Raw genomic sequence first — 13,756 nt, 5'->3', positions numbered from 1 at the left:
TGTCATCGGGGCGCCGCTCTCAGAATCCGTGTGCCGTATGCCGGGAAATCGCTCACCGGATCACCGCAGGGCTGGGACCGGTCCACGGACGGTCAGCCTACGACAGCCACGAGGCCGACGGCCCGGCGGTGCACCGCCGCCTCCCGGACCGGCCTGGCTGAGGCCGGTCGGCCGCCTGACGGACCGGCAGTAGGGCCGGTCGGCCCCGTGGGCGGTACCCGTCGGTCCCTGGAGGGCTTCGAGCGGCACGGCCAGCATGGTGCGGCCGGGAAGGTCCGGTCCGTCCCCTCGTAATCCGCGCCGGACCTTTCCGACCGCTCCCCTCCGCCCGTGCGGCGGGGAGCGCTCGAAGAACCGCAAGAGCTGGAGGACACGGTCCGGTGGATCGCTGTCCTTCGAGACGCCGATGCTCTGGACCACCGGATTTCTGATCACTTTCGTCTTCGGCGGACTGACCGGCGTCATCCTGGCCTCACCACCCCTGGACTTCCACGTCTCCGACTCGTACTTCGTCGTCGCCCACTTCCACTACACGCTCTTCGGCACGGTCGTGTACGCGATGTTCGCCGGATTCCATTTCTGGTGGCCGAAGTTCACCGGAAGGATGCTCGACGAGCGCCTGGGCAAGATCACGTTCTGGGTGCTGACGGTCGGCTTCCACCTCACGTTCCTCGTGCAGCACTGGCTCGGAGCCGAGGGAATGCCGCGCCGGTACGCGGACTATCTCGCCGCTGATGGATTCACCGCTCTCAACACCCTTTCCACCATCGGCTCGTTCCTCCTCGGACTGTCGTTCCTGCCCTTCTTCTACAACGTCTGGAAGACCAGCCAGTACGGCCGGAAGGTCACCGTCGACGATCCCTGGGGCTATGGCCGTTCCCTGGAATGGGCCACGTCCTGTCCTCCGCCCCGGCACAACTTCAGTTCGCTGCCCCGCATCCGCAGCGAGTCCCCGGCCCTCGATCTGCACCATCCGGAGATCGCCGCATTCGAACTCGAACCCGCTGTACCGCACTGACCCTTCCGTCTCCCGTCCCCGAACCCCGCCCTCAGGAGAGTGCTGCCCGATGTCCCACGGTGTTCTGGCGGTCGGCGTCGTCGTGCTGCTCGCGTCCGGCAACGTCTGGTACCTGCCTGCCTATGTCGATCTGCGAGCGGGCCAGGACCGGCCGCGCTCCCGGCGGCCGGCCGCGGCCGCCGTACTGACCGCGTGGGGATCGGCGGCCCTCACGATGCTCCTGCTGCTCACGCCGGTCGCTCCGGTCGTGGCCGCGCTGCCGGCGGTCGCGGGCACCACCGCCGTGGTGTCCCTGACCGTCCAGGCGCGGCGGCGACGGGGCCAGGAGCAGCGTGAGGAGGAAGCACGCTGGTCCACGCTCTTTCCGGTACGGACCGCCGGCCCGGCCGGGACCACCGAGGACGAGTGGACCAGCCGGTCCGGGGCATTTCCGGGCGGAGGGAGCGAGGCGGACCTCATGTCCAGAGCTGTTCGCCGAGAGTCCCGGAGGATGCGGCGCCGGGCAGGACGTAGGCCACGGCCGAGGCCCGGTGTTGGAGGAACGGGGTGAGGGCGTCGCGGGCGGCCAGGCGGTTCTGGACGCGGGTGAACTGGGCGGAGTCGCGCATGAAGGCACAGAAGAGAAGGCCGCGGTCGGTCGGGCCGTCGTCGTAGCTGTAACTGCGGCGGAGCATACGGGCACCGCCGTCGAAGCGGGGGCTGGCGAGACGCACGTGGGCGGTGGCCGGGATGACGTAGGAACCGTCGGGGTTCTTGGCGTAGATGTCCGGCTCGTCATGCTCGGCGGTGCCACTGAGGGCGACGCCGTCGCGGGCACGGCGGCCGATCGCCCGGTCGCGCCGACCCTCGGAGAGGGCCGCGAAGCCGGTGACGTCCATGCGGATCCGGCGGTAGACCAGAACGGTGCCGTCCCCGTGGGCTCCGGGTGGGCCCCAGACCCACTGTTCGGCCGCCGCGTGATCGGGGTTGGCGGTGCCGTCCTTGGAGCCGAACAAGTTGCGCGGGGTGGTGCCCGGGGCCGTGTGGGGCAGGAAGCCGGACTGGGTCCAGCGCGGCACGGCGCCGGCGGCCTGTGCGGCCCTGCCGACGAGTTCGGCGACGACGGTGAGCGTCCAGCGGTCGGCTGCGCACAGTTGGACCAGAAGATCGCCGTTGCTGCGGCGCGGGTCGAGGCGGTCGCCGGGGAACGGCGGCAACTCCACCAGCGAGGCGGGGACGTCGAGGCCGAGCCGAGCGGCGAGAGCGGGGCCGATGCCGACCAGGGAGGTGAGCCGGGTCGCGCCACCGCCTTGGAGCCGCGGGTCCGGCGGGGTGTCGGCGGCTGCGGTGGCGAGCGTGCTGGTCAGCGCTCCGAGGACGCTGCGAAGGGCCTTCCGGTCGGTGGCGGCCGAGGTCCGGGGGAGGTCGAAGGAGAGCAGGTGCGTCGCCGGTTGCTGGGGCGCCGTAACACCTGCCTGTCGGGCGCCGTGGAAGGGAATCGCGGCCTCGGCCGGCGGGGCGCCGGAGGTGGCACGGCCAGCTGTCCGGTCGCCTCTCGCCAGTTCGTCGGCTGCCGCGCCGGCCCCGGCTGCGAGTACCGCTCCGGCTGCGAGCAGTGCCCGACGCCGCCCGAAACCGGTTGCCGCGGGTCGGGGTGGATCCTGCGCATTTCCCTGTTCGGTGGGCATAGGCCTATTGGAGACGATAAAACATCTGCCATGCAAACCCTGTCTGCAGAACGCCTGTTGAACCGTTTGGCAGTCCCGGCGGAGGTGTTCCGGGCGACGCTGCGTCTGTCGGTGCTGGTCGTCTCGGTCGCGTTGGCGGCCACCGGGTGCTCCGGTACGGGGTCGACGTCCGGCGATGCGCGGCATCCGGCGGGGAGCGTGCTGCGCGTTCCGCAGGATTTCCCCTCGGTGCAGCAGGCGGTGGACGTCGCTCGTGAAGGCGAGACGGTGCTGATCGGCCCGGGTGTGTACCGGGAGAGCGTGCGCGTCACCAAGCCCCGCTTGGTACTGCGCGGAACGGACCGCAACAAGGTGGTCTTCGACGGCGGTGTGCGTCTGGCCAACGGCATCACCGTGACCGGCGCCGGCTCGGTGGTCGAGAACCTCACCGTGCACGGCTACCTCGCCAACGGCGTGCTGTTCACCGGTGTCACCGACGAGCGGTTGCAGCAGCGCGGTGCCGGCGGCTCCGCCTACGACCCGCTGGACACCACCCGCTTCCCTGCCGTCCGGGGTTTCCGCGCGACCCGGGTCACGGCATACAACAACGGCCTGTACGGCATCTACGCCTTTGACGCGCGCGACGGCGTGATCGAGGACTCCTACGCCTCCGGGCACGCCGACTCCGGCATCTACGTCGGCCAGTGCAAGCCCTGCGGCACCGTCGTCCGCGGCAACACGGTGGAGCGCAACGCGGTCGGCATCGAACTGACCAATGCCTCGGACGGCCTGTCGGTGCTGGGCAATCGCGTCGCCCGCAACCGGGTCGGCGTCACGGTCAACTCCAACGACCTGGAGGCCCTCGCCCCGCAGCACGGCGCGGTGATCGCGGGCAACGTGGTCGCCGACAACAACGCCGCCGACACGCCCGAGCAGGCGGACGGGGGCTTCGGTATCGGCATCGGCATCGGCGGCGGCACCGCGAACCGCGTCCAGCGCAACCTGGTCCGGGGCAACCGGGCGGCCGGAGTGGTCGTCACCGACCCGCCGGGGCATCCGGCGAGCGGCAATCGCGTCGAAGGAAACCGCGCCACCGGCAACGGCATCGACCTCGTGCTGGCCTCGGCCGACCCCGGCAACTGTTTCGCGGGCAACCGGCCCGACACCCAGAGCCCGAACGGCCTGGAGGGTCGCGCGGGCTGCGGCACCCGCGGCCGGGGCGCGCTGCCCACCGGCCGGACCGCGCCGGTGCAGCCGCCGCCCGGCGTACCGTTCAGCCAGGTACCGGCCCCACCCGCCCAGCCGTCCATGCCGGACCCGACGGCCCCGGGCAGCCCGGCGACCGGCCTGCCAGGGGCCGTCGACGCGGCCGCGTATCCGCTCCCGAAGGACGTGGGCGCCGTGCCGCACTCACGCTGAGCATGGCGCTGCGGTGGACTCGGCCCCCGTTCACCGTGCCGCCTCGAAGGGTGGGTCGAGGAGGGCCGTCGGCAACCGCGGAAGCCGGGGCGCATCGGCACCGAGACGTCAGCCGGTGCCCCACGGAGCCTCGGGGAGCTTCGCGCGGCTCTCGCGCCCGGAGAACTCCACGGTGGTCGGAGTCCCCAGGCCCGGCATCCGCATCGTCACCCGCCGCAGGCCGCCGTCACCGTCGACCCAGTACGTCAGCGGCGACCGTCCGCCGTCGGGGCCCGCACCGGGCGTGGCGCCCTGGGCGCGCGGCCCGGCGAACCGGTCGTAGCTGCGGCCGTCGATGCGATCACGCTCCAGCCGGCGAGCCCCGGACTGTGCGAGCAGCAGCGGGTTGTCGGGGCGGTCCGCGCCGAGCCCGATCAGCAACTGGAGCCCGGCGTCCAGGGGATCGGCCGTGTAGGAGCGCGCGGACCAGCCCGAGCGCGGGATGTGCCCGGCCTGCTGCCAGGCCGGTCTGTTGTCGCCCTTGGGCACGGGGGCCAGGCCGAGGCCACCGGTGTCCCAGACGATCAGCCCGTGGTCGAGCTGCCCGGTGGCGGCCCCGGAAGTGCCGGAGGATCCGGTGACCTGATAGCTCCCCACGGCCCGGTGGGTTCGGTAGTCCACGACCCCCTTGACCCGCACCACCACTCCGCCGCCCTCGGTGGCGGTGAGCGTCACCGCCACGGGACTGGCCTGGTACAGATTCAGCCGCGACAGCGCCAGCCTGGACGCCTCCTCCATCGTCACCGGCCGTTCGGTGGCGGTGTCGTCCGACAAGGTCCGGTAGGCGGCCAGGCCGCCCACCGCGGCGCCGCACGCCGTGACCGCGATCAGTGTCCTGAACCAGAGGGCCCGACGCGGCGTACGGCCGTCGGTCTTCCTCTTCCGAGCCATGCGGTCGCCTTCTCTCATCGGTCGGTCACACAGGAGGGCGGGTCCGCGAACCGCTGGTCCGCGAACCCGCCCGAGCCGGCCCGGACGGTCACCGGTGCCGGTCGCCCCGCTCCGGGACAGGCCCTAGCGGTGCTGTGCCCTTCGCCTGCGCATCAGTACGACCAGTGCCGCACCGAGAACGGTGAGCGCGGCGCAGCCGGCCAGGGCCAGCGAAACCACCTGGCTCATGCCGGTGGCAGCCAGGCCCGAGTCGGGTACGTGGCCAGGTGCACCCGGTGCACCCGGTGCGCCCGGTGCGCCCGGAGCCCCCGGCGAACCCGGTTTGCCTGGTGTGTCCGGTGTCGGCTTCGTCGGTTTCGGTGTCGGCTCGGTGGCGGGAAGCCGTCGGTTGACCGCTGTCACCGAGACCCCGTCGTCGAGGTTGTCGGAGGTCAGTACCAGTGGCCCGAACACGGTCACATCCGGTGCGGCGTAACCTGCGGGCGGGCTGACCTCCTGCCAGTAGTACGTGCCCGGTGCGCCGGTGCCGCGGCAGATGCCGTCGGTCCCGGTCATGCAGGGCTTGCCGACCTTCGTGTCCGGCTCCGCCCCGGTGGTCTGCAGCTCGTCGGAGCCGTTCGTCTCCTTCCACAGCTGGAATTTCGCCCGCGCCAGCGCTTTGCCGTCCTGGTCGTGCTTGACCAGGCGCAGCACGCCCTCCTGTTGCCGGAAGCCGAAGTCGTAGGTGTGGTCGTTCTCTCCGGGCCCGCCGGTGGTCAACGCCCGCTCCGGGAAGTGCGCGTCGCGCGGGACGATGCCCTTGGAGTCGATGAAGTGGTTGTCGCCGACATCCGCTTCCGTGGGCACCCACTGGTGGAGCGGGCCGCCCTTGGCGTAGTCGGCCGGTTTGTCGAGGCGGATGGTGTACTTGGTCCTCGGCCGGAGGCCACCGGCGACATTGGAGTCGTCGAAGTAGTACTCGCCACGCGCCGTCGTCCCGGTCGTCCCCACGAGCTTGCCCGACTCGTCGTACAGGTGGACGGTCGCGCCCACGACCGGGCGCTGGCCCGGGTTCTGGATGCCCGTGCGCTCGGGGTCGTACCAGACCCGGTTGCCGATCTGGAGCGGGGCCTGGTCGCAGAGCACCTCCAGGTCGCCCATCGAGGCGCCCTTGCCGAACGGGGCGATGGTTCCCGGTGGGTTGAGGCGCAGGCCGAACTCCGGGTCTTGCGCGCCGTCGCGCTGGAGGAACGACGTGCCGTACCCGAGGGCGGTGTGGTTGGGGTCGAAAGCGGAGGTCGCGATGGTGTTCTCGGCCTTGGAGAGCGCCATGCCGGCGAACGCCGTGTTGCGGTGACCACCCCAGCTGGTGTCGAAGAAACGGGTGCCCCGGGGGGAGAGCCCGCAGCCGTTGTTGGTGTCCATCGCATACATGCCGTTCGCCGGGCAGGCCTTGTTCAGGTCACCGCCCGACATGACGATGGCGGCGGAGTTCGGCGTGGGACCGGCTGGCGCGCGGTCGCTGAAGCGGTCGCGGAAGGCCAGCAGCATCGAGCCGTCGGACTCGAAGCCGATCTCGCCCAACTCCGGTTCGGGGTTGGCGATGGTGGAGTTGCCACACGGACGACCGTTCTGCGAGACCGGGTAGGTGCTCGTCCACGGGAACCAGCCCGCGCCGTCGCATGGGCCACTGCCAACCGTGGACTGACGCGGGTAGTCCAGCGGCTGGTCCAGCACCGCCTTGCGGAACGCTCCGGTGTCGAGGTCGAAGGGCATGACCACCGCGCGCAGGTCCGAGAGCTTCCCGGTGGACTCGCCGGAGCACACCCCGCCGAGGTAGCCGACGCCGTCCTGCAGGCCCAGGCCGAAGGGGCGCCAGTCCCCGGCCGCCGGACAGCCCGGATCCGGGATGGAGGCGACGGCCTCGGGCGCCGCCGCGGTCGCCACCGTGGCGTCATAGCGGTAGAGCTTGCGGTTGTTGAGGTTGACGACGAACAGGTCCTTGCCGTCATCGGTGATCTTGATGCCGCCCAGGCTCTCCCTGCCGGGCACGGTGAGGAAGGCGCCGTCCGTACCCTGGCCGTGCGCCGTGGTCCCCGCGTCCGGGACGACGGTGAACAGGGTGGTCTTCTTCTGCGCGCGGTCGGTCACATAGATCCCCCCGGCGCCGCCCGGACCGTAGTCCGTGGTGCGCTTGGCCAGCGCCGAGGAGAACACCCGCTTGTCGGCCTTGTTCCACGCGATGCCGAAAAGCGTGCCGGTCTCGGCGTTGGTGGCGATGTTCGTGACGTTGACGTCGACGCCGTCCTGGCCACGTGCGTCGTACGGGAAGGAGACCAGCGTGCGCTGGGTCCCGCCCTCGCGCGTGGTGGGCTGACAGCTCGTCACCAGCGGTGCGTTCTTCTGGCAGTAGTCACCCGGACTCCACAGCCCGGTGGTGTACGCCACGTTCTTCTCGCCGGAGAGGTCGACGAACTCCTCATTGCTGCTCAACTGGTTGGGCGCACCGTCCAGTCCCTGACGCGAGGCGAAGGCCGGGAACAGCACCCCCGGCCTCGGATTCACCACCTGCACCCGGTACTTGCCGCTGGTGGCGCTGCCCGCCGCCGGAGTCAGTGTCACGGTGCCGTCGGCCGCCGTGACCCCCTCGATGCCCGTCCCGGCGTCGTCGGTGAGGGTCACCTTGACGCCCGCGAGGCCCGGTTCCAACGCGGGTGTCCACACTCCGGTGTTGTCCACGGCCCGGATCACCCGGACCGTCACCGATCCTTCCTCCGTCTGCGAGTGCGCCGCAGGCGCCACGGCTAACGAGCCACTACCGATTCCCAAGGCGAGCACGGCCAGGCCGCCGACGGTGCGGCGACCGGGCATGCCCGGCCGTCGCCGACGCGGCTCGGGCGCGGCTCCCTTCGCTTGCTCATACGTAGATGTCATCTCCTGCTCTCAGCGTTCAGAAGGGCCTGATGCCCTGCTCGTGAGGGAGTACATAGAGATGCGGAGAACCGCCTTGCCAGGGATCTTAGAAGGGCTTTCGGCAAGATCGTGGCGGAATGGCGAACTTGTCCTCCGTCGAACTTTCACGCAACGGCCTCCGAGCGCATCGCGGGCGGGCGGCGAGGTGGCGAGCGAGGCTCGCACGCCTGTCGCACCGGTCGCTGCGGACACGGACGCCCTCCACGTGCGAGCAGGACCGGTCCGGCTGCCGGCATGGACCGGTGGCGGAAATCGGGTGGGCCGGTTCGGCTACGGCCACCTGGTCCCGCGGGATCCCGGCAGTGCCGGGCCCGTCGTCAAGAGAGGGACAGAAACCGCTAGGTTCCCCCGGCGATGTGGGATCTCGTGCGCTATGGGAGCGTGAGCGGGTGAGTGAGACGACGACTGAAACCCTGCAATACCGCTTTGACGGGCCAGAAGACGCACCGATCCTGGTCCTGGGCCCCTCCCTCGGCACCTCATGGCACATGTGGGACCGGCAGATACCGGAGCTCACCCAGCACTGGAGAGTCTTCCGCTACGACCTCCCCGGTCACGGCGGCGCCCCCGCCCACCCCGCCACCGCCATCGGCGACCTCTCCGACCGGCTGCTCGCCACCCTCGACGGTCTCGGTGTCCAGCGTTTCGGGTACGCGGGCTGCTCCATCGGCGGCGCGATCGGCGCCGACCTCGCGCTGCGCCACCCGCACCGGGTTGCCTCGCTGGCCCTCGTCGCCGCCTCGTCCCGGTTCGGCAGCGCCGACGAATTCCGCCAGCGCGGGGTGGTCGTGCGCACCAACGGACTGGAACCGATGGCTCGCACCGCACCCGAGCGCTGGTTCACCCCCGGGTTCGCCGCCGCGCAGCCGGCCATCGTCGACTGGGCCGTCCAGATGGTCCGCACCACCGACCCCGGCTGCTACATCGCCGCCTGCGAGGCCCTCGCCGCCTTCGACGTCCGCGGTGAACTCGGCCGCATCACCGCCCCGACCCTCGTCCTGGTCGGCGCCGAGGACCGGGTCACCGGACCGGGCGACGCACGCACCCTGGTCGCGGGCATACCGGACGCCCGGCTCGCGCTCGTCCCCGGCGCCGCCCATCTCGCCCCGGTCGAGCAGCCCGGAGCCGTCTCCGATCTGCTCCTCACCCACTTCTCCACGGCCTGGCAGGACACCCTCGCCGCCATCCCCGTCCCGCCGTCCACCCCGCAGCTCTCCGCGCCCGTGCTGCCCGTCGCGGAGATCACCGCGGCCACGCCGCAGCCCCCGACCGGGACCACCGGACGCGCCGACCCGTACGAGCCCGGCCTGAAGATCCGCCGCGAGGTGCTGGGCAACGCCCATGTGGACCGGGCCCTGGCCGATGCCGACGACTTCACCGAGGACTTCCAGGAGCTGGTCACCCGCTACGCATGGGGCGAGGTGTGGACCCGGGAGGGCCTGGACCGCCGTACCCGCAGCTGTGTCACGCTCACCGCGCTGGTCGCCTCCGGCCATCTGGAGGGCCTGGCCGCACATGTCAGGGCCGCCCTGCGCAACGGCCTCACCCCGGCCGAGATCAAGGAGGTGCTGATGCAGACCGCCGTGTACTGCGGCGTCCCCGCCGCCGGAGCCGCCTTCTCCGTCGCCCAGAGCGTGATTCAGGAAGAAACGAGGCCCCGCCCGTAGCAGGATGGGAGCCATGGACGCCGTGAACCCCGTGCACCTGACACTGACCAAGAAGACGCACTCCTGCATCCGTCTGGAGAAGGACGGGCGGACGCTCGTCATCGACCCGGGCGGCTTCTCCGAGCAGGACGCCGCCGTCGGCGCCGACGCGATGCTGGTGACGCACGAGCACCCCGACCACTTCGACGAGGGGCGGCTGCGCGCGGGCATGGAGGCCGACCCGGCCGCCGAGATCTGGACCCTGCGCAGCGTCGCCGACCGGCTCGCTGCGGCCTTCCCCGGGCGCGTCCACACCGTCGGCCACGGCGACACCTTCACCGCGGCGGGCTTCGACGTACAGGTGCACGGCGAGCTGCACGCGGTGATCCACCCGGACATCCCGAGGATCACCAACATCGGCTTCCTGGTCGACGGCTCGCTCTTCCACCCGGGCGACGCGCTCACCGTCCCCGACCGGCCCGTCGACACCCTGCTGCTCCCGGTGATGGCCCCCTGGAACAAGCTCTCCGAGGTCATCGACTACGTACGCGAGGTCAAGCCGCGCCGCGCCATCGACATCCACGACGCGCTGCTCACCGATCTCGCCCGCCCGATCTACGACAACCAGATCGGCAGCCTCGGCGGCGCCGACCACGGCCGGCTGGCCCCGGGGGACTCGACCGGCCTGTGACCGGCGCCGGACCGGCGGCTGTCAGTGCCAGCCGCTAGGTTTACGTACATGCGCATCGCCACCTGGAACGTCAATTCGATCACCGCCCGGCTCCCGAGGCTGCTGGCCTGGCTGGAGAGCACCGGCACGGATGTGCTGTGCATCCAGGAGACCAAGTGCACCGCCGAACAGTTCCCGGCGGACGCGCTCCGCGAGCTCGGCTACGAGTCCGCGGTCAACGCCACCGGCCGGTGGAACGGCGTGGCGCTGGTCTCCCGGGCCGGCCTGTCCGACGTGGTCGAGGGACTGCCGGACGGCCCGGACTACGACGGGGTGCAGGAGCCGCGGGCCATCTCCGCGACCTGCGGCCCGGTCCGGGTCTGGTCGGTCTACGTGCCCAACGGCCGCGAGGTCGAGCACGCGCACTACGCGTACAAGCTGCGCTGGTTCGAGGCCCTGCAGAAGGCCGTCGCCGCGGACGCCGCCGGCTCGAGGCCGTTCGCCGTCCTGGGCGACTTCAACGTGGCCCCGACCGACGAGGACGTCTGGGACCCGGCGCTGTTCGAGGGCGCCACGCATGTCACCCCCGCCGAGCGTGCCGCCCTCGCCGCACTGCGCGAGGAAGGGCTGTCGGACGTCATGCCGCGCCCGCTCAAGTACGACCGCCCGTACACCTTCTGGGACTACCGGGAGCTGCGCTTCCCGAAGAACAAGGGCATGCGGATCGACCTGGTCTACGGCAACGCGCCCTTCGTCGCGGCGGTCGCGGACAGCTATGTGGACCGCGAGGAGCGCAAGGGCAAGGGCGCGTCCGACCACGCCCCGGTGGTGGTGGACCTCGACATCTGAGGACCCGTTGTCAGTGGTGGCCGATAGCGTGGTTCCTGTCCTTATCCCGCTTGCTGGCTGCTTGCTGTGACCAGGACAGCCCCGCCCGTTCAGCGCCGGGCGGGGCCCCATCCGCCGCTGTCCGTCAGACCGCGGGGACGCCGTCCCGACCGCGAGCGGCGGTACGCCGCATCCCCAGTGCCGCCCCGGCGGTGCCCAGCGCCAGGACCATCAGCAGGGCGCTCACCCACAGCGGCGACCGGAAGCCGAACCCCGCACCGATCGCCAGGCCGCCCAGCCAGGGGCCGAGCGCGCCGCCCACATTGAACGCGGCCGTGGCGAACGAGCCGGACAGGGTCGGTGCGTCGGCCGCCAGCCGGAACACCCAGGAGATCAGCGCCGTGCCGGTGCCGAAGGCGAGCATCCCCTGGACGAGGACGAGCGCCACCGTCGCGAACGGGCTGCCCGCGGTCAGCGCGAACCCGGTCCAGCCGATCACCAGAGCCACCAGACCGGCCGCGGTGAAGGTGACCGGCCGTGTGTCGACGAATCGGCCGGCGGCCGTGACACCGATGAACGAGCCCAGTCCGAACAGCGCCAGCAGACCGGGGACCCAGACCGGGGCGAGCCCTGTCACATGGGTGGCGAGCGGTTCGACGTAGGAGAACGCGCAGAACGTAGCCCCCTGTACGAGGGCGCTCGTCAGCAGGGTCAGCAGCAGCCGCGGGCCGGCCAGGGTCCGCAGTTCGACGCTCGCGGGAGCGGGAGTGGACTCCGGCCGCCCCGCCGGAACGGTCCTGGCGATCACGGCGACGGCCGGTACGGAGACCAGGGCCACGGCCCAGAAGGCCGACCTCCACCCCCAGTGCCCGCCCAGCGCCGCACCGGCGGGCACCCCGGCCACACAGGCGATGGTGACGCCCCCGACCACCACCGATGTGGCGCGTGCCCGTGCTTCGGGCCCGACCATGGAGACCGCGGTCACCAGGGCCACCGCCCAGAAGCCCGCATTGGCCAGGGCCCCGACGACCCGCGTCGCGAGGAGCAGTCCGTAGCCGGGGGTGAGCGCGCCGATGACATGGACGGCACTGAAGACACAGAGGAAGAAGACGAGGGCGCGGCGGCGCGGCCAGTTCCGGCTGAAGAGCGCCATCAACGGCGCTCCGACGATCATTCCGATCGCGAAGGCCGAGGTCAGCAGCCCCGCGGCGGGAATGGACACATGCAGGTCGTCGGCGATGTCCGAGACCAGACCGGACAGCATGAATTCGGATGTGCCCTGGGCGAAGACGGCGAGCCCGAGCGCGTAGACAGTGAATGGCATGAAGGAACCCCATGGACGGCTGAAGGATGGACCAGGCAGGGGGTGTGGGCCCACGCCCGCCCGTCATGACGGGCGGCAACGCGGAAGAACGTCCGGGGGAGTTCATGGACGTGACTCGGCAACGTGGCGGGCGCCGGAGCCGGAGAGTCCACGCACGGTCGCATCGGGAGCGGTTCACGAGCGCGGACGGGAAGAGCGCAGCCCACACGGCAGTGGTCCTGCGGTGGCAGCCGGGGGAATCGGCTCCGGGCCGGCACGCGGCGCGACGGGATCGATTCGACGGCGGATCAGCCACCGGCGGACCGGTGGCTAGCCTCTGTCGGACTCGGGGCTGGACATGATCGTGAAGCTACCAGCCCGGATCGCCTCGCCTCCACCCCTTTTCGGCCGGAACTGCGAAACCACGGAACTGCGAAACCACGGAACTGTGGAACCACGGAACTACGGAACTGCGGAACTGCGAGACCGCGGAACCCCGGAACGACGGCCCGGAGCACGCCTGTTGCCGCATACGCGGGACTCCGCCGACGGACCGGCCGACGGCGGAGTTCCGGTGGTGCGCATCAGCCCAGTGACACCAGACGCGCACCGCCGTCGGACTCGATGACCGTACCCGTGGTGTTGGCGTTGGTCGCGGCGAGGACGACGACCTCCGCGATGTCCTCGGCGGTGGCGACGCGCCGGGCCGGCAGGACCGCCGAGACCTGTGCGAAGTAGGCCCGCTTGGCCTCCTCGGGCATGCCGTTCCACCAGGGGGTGTCGACGAACCCGGGGGAGACGGCGTTCGCCCGTATCGGGGCGAGTTCGGCGGCCAGCGGTTTCACCAGGGACTCGACCGCACCGTTGATCGCGGCGACGCCCGAGGTCCCGGGCAGACCGGCGCGGGCGGTGATCGCGCCGAGCAGCGTGATCGAGCCGTCCTTCGCGAGATGCGGCAGGGCGGCCTTGGCCGTGGTGAGGTGCGCCCAGAACTTGGCGTCGAAGGCGCCGCGCAGCACTTCCGGGTCCAGCTCGGCGATCGGGCTGATGCCGTCGCTGCCGCTGAGCGTCAGGACCAGCCAGTCGATGGTGCCGATGGACTCGACGAGTGCGCCGATCTCGTCGGCGTCCCGGGCATCGGCCCGGTGGCCGATCAACCCGGGGTCGGTGGCCGTGATCTCGTCGAGGCGGCCCTTGCCGCGGCCGGCGATGTGGACCGTCTTACCTCGTTCGTGCAGCAGCCGGGCCGTGGCGAGTCCGATGCCGGAGGTTCCTCCGACAACGAGTGCGGTGCGATGGGACACAGGACATCTCCTAATTCGAACCGCGGCGTCTCGTATTAAG

The 13,756-nt window shown here is 71.2% G+C and carries 11 protein-coding genes; 6 read left to right on the top strand and 5 right to left on the bottom strand.

The annotated features are described in order from the left end of the window. Window positions 1-256 precede the first annotated feature (256 nt). Window positions 257-1,018 carry a cbb3-type cytochrome c oxidase subunit I gene (locus tag OG520_RS07550; protein ID WP_406012648.1) on the top strand — a complete coding sequence of 254 codons (762 nt, stop codon included), beginning with the start codon at window positions 257-259 and terminating at the stop codon, window positions 1,016-1,018. A gap of 49 nt (window positions 1,019-1,067) precedes the next feature. After that, complete coding sequence (locus OG520_RS07545) at window positions 1,068-1,568, top strand: hypothetical protein (protein ID WP_406012647.1); 501 nt, start codon at window positions 1,068-1,070, stop codon at window positions 1,566-1,568. On the opposite strand, the gene OG520_RS07540 is transcribed toward OG520_RS07545, so the two are convergent. Beyond that, entirely contained in the window at window positions 1,474-2,685 is a 1,212-nt protein-coding gene (locus OG520_RS07540) for a Dyp-type peroxidase (RefSeq protein WP_406012646.1), read from the bottom strand. The genes OG520_RS07545 and OG520_RS07540 overlap by 95 nt on opposite strands. A 57-nt stretch (window positions 2,686-2,742) precedes the next feature. On the opposite strand from OG520_RS07540, the gene OG520_RS07535 reads away from it, so the two are divergent. Beyond that, window positions 2,743-4,083 carry a right-handed parallel beta-helix repeat-containing protein gene (locus OG520_RS07535; protein WP_406012645.1) on the top strand — a complete coding sequence of 447 codons (1,341 nt, stop codon included), beginning with the start codon at window positions 2,743-2,745 and terminating at the stop codon, window positions 4,081-4,083. A 108-nt stretch (window positions 4,084-4,191) separates the two neighbouring features. Here the strand turns inward: OG520_RS07535 and OG520_RS07530 are convergent, their stop codons facing one another. Together OG520_RS07530 and OG520_RS07525 are read right to left on the bottom strand one after the other, a co-directional pair. Beyond that, window positions 4,192-5,013 carry a hypothetical protein gene (locus OG520_RS07530; protein ID WP_399333004.1) on the bottom strand — a complete coding sequence of 274 codons (822 nt, stop codon included), beginning with the start codon at window positions 5,011-5,013 and terminating at the stop codon, window positions 4,192-4,194. A gap of 123 nt (window positions 5,014-5,136) precedes the next feature. Then, window positions 5,137-7,755 (bottom strand): SdrD B-like domain-containing protein, encoded by a 2,619-nt coding sequence (locus OG520_RS07525; protein ID WP_406012644.1) that lies wholly within the window; start codon window positions 7,753-7,755, stop codon window positions 5,137-5,139. Between the two features lie 599 nt (window positions 7,756-8,354). Between OG520_RS07525 and pcaC the strand changes: the two genes are divergently transcribed. Genes pcaC through OG520_RS07510 form a run of 3 tightly spaced genes read left to right on the top strand, consistent with a single transcriptional unit; the run spans window position 8,355 to window position 11,130 of the window. Continuing rightward, a complete protein-coding gene (pcaC, locus tag OG520_RS07520) occupies window positions 8,355-9,632 on the top strand; it encodes a 4-carboxymuconolactone decarboxylase (protein ID WP_406012643.1) in 1,278 nt (425 codons plus the stop codon). A 13-nt stretch (window positions 9,633-9,645) separates the two neighbouring features. Further along, window positions 9,646-10,302, top strand: a complete 657-nt coding sequence (locus tag OG520_RS07515; RefSeq protein WP_399332998.1) for an MBL fold metallo-hydrolase — start codon at window positions 9,646-9,648, stop codon at window positions 10,300-10,302. Window positions 10,303-10,350: 48 nt separating this feature from the next. Next, window positions 10,351-11,130 carry an exodeoxyribonuclease III gene (locus OG520_RS07510; RefSeq protein WP_399332996.1) on the top strand — a complete coding sequence of 260 codons (780 nt, stop codon included), beginning with the start codon at window positions 10,351-10,353 and terminating at the stop codon, window positions 11,128-11,130. A 124-nt stretch (window positions 11,131-11,254) separates the two neighbouring features. On the opposite strand, the gene OG520_RS07505 is transcribed toward OG520_RS07510, so the two are convergent. Continuing rightward, window positions 11,255-12,433 (bottom strand): Cmx/CmrA family chloramphenicol efflux MFS transporter, encoded by a 1,179-nt coding sequence (locus OG520_RS07505; RefSeq protein WP_406012642.1) that lies wholly within the window; start codon window positions 12,431-12,433, stop codon window positions 11,255-11,257. 563 nt (window positions 12,434-12,996) lie between these two features. Beyond that, entirely contained in the window at window positions 12,997-13,716 is a 720-nt protein-coding gene (locus OG520_RS07500) for an SDR family oxidoreductase (protein WP_406012641.1), read from the bottom strand. Window positions 13,717-13,756 lie beyond the last annotated feature (40 nt).

The sequence above is a fragment of the Streptomyces sp. NBC_00984 genome, from assembly GCF_045162475.1.
Classification (GTDB): Bacteria; Actinomycetota; Actinomycetes; order Streptomycetales; family Streptomycetaceae; genus Streptomyces.
Note: the sequence above shows the minus strand (reverse complement) of the source record. Positions and strands in the feature narration are given on the sequence as shown.

Bases quoted from the DNA above. Each gene is read 5' to 3' on its own strand.
- OG520_RS07550 (WP_406012648.1), top strand. From the start codon at position 257: ATGGTGCGGCCGGGAAGGTCCGGTCCGTCCCCTCGTAATCCGCGCCGG.
- OG520_RS07545 (WP_406012647.1), top strand. From the start codon at position 1,068: ATGTCCCACGGTGTTCTGGCGGTCGGCGTCGTCGTGCTGCTCGCGTCC.
- OG520_RS07540 (WP_406012646.1), bottom strand. From the start codon at position 2,685: ATGCCCACCGAACAGGGAAATGCGCAGGATCCACCCCGACCCGCGGCA.
- OG520_RS07530 (WP_399333004.1), bottom strand. From the start codon at position 5,013: ATGGCTCGGAAGAGGAAGACCGACGGCCGTACGCCGCGTCGGGCCCTC.
- OG520_RS07515 (WP_399332998.1), top strand. From the start codon at position 9,646: ATGGACGCCGTGAACCCCGTGCACCTGACACTGACCAAGAAGACGCAC.
- OG520_RS07510 (WP_399332996.1), top strand. From the start codon at position 10,351: ATGCGCATCGCCACCTGGAACGTCAATTCGATCACCGCCCGGCTCCCG.
- OG520_RS07505 (WP_406012642.1), bottom strand. From the start codon at position 12,433: ATGCCATTCACTGTCTACGCGCTCGGGCTCGCCGTCTTCGCCCAGGGC.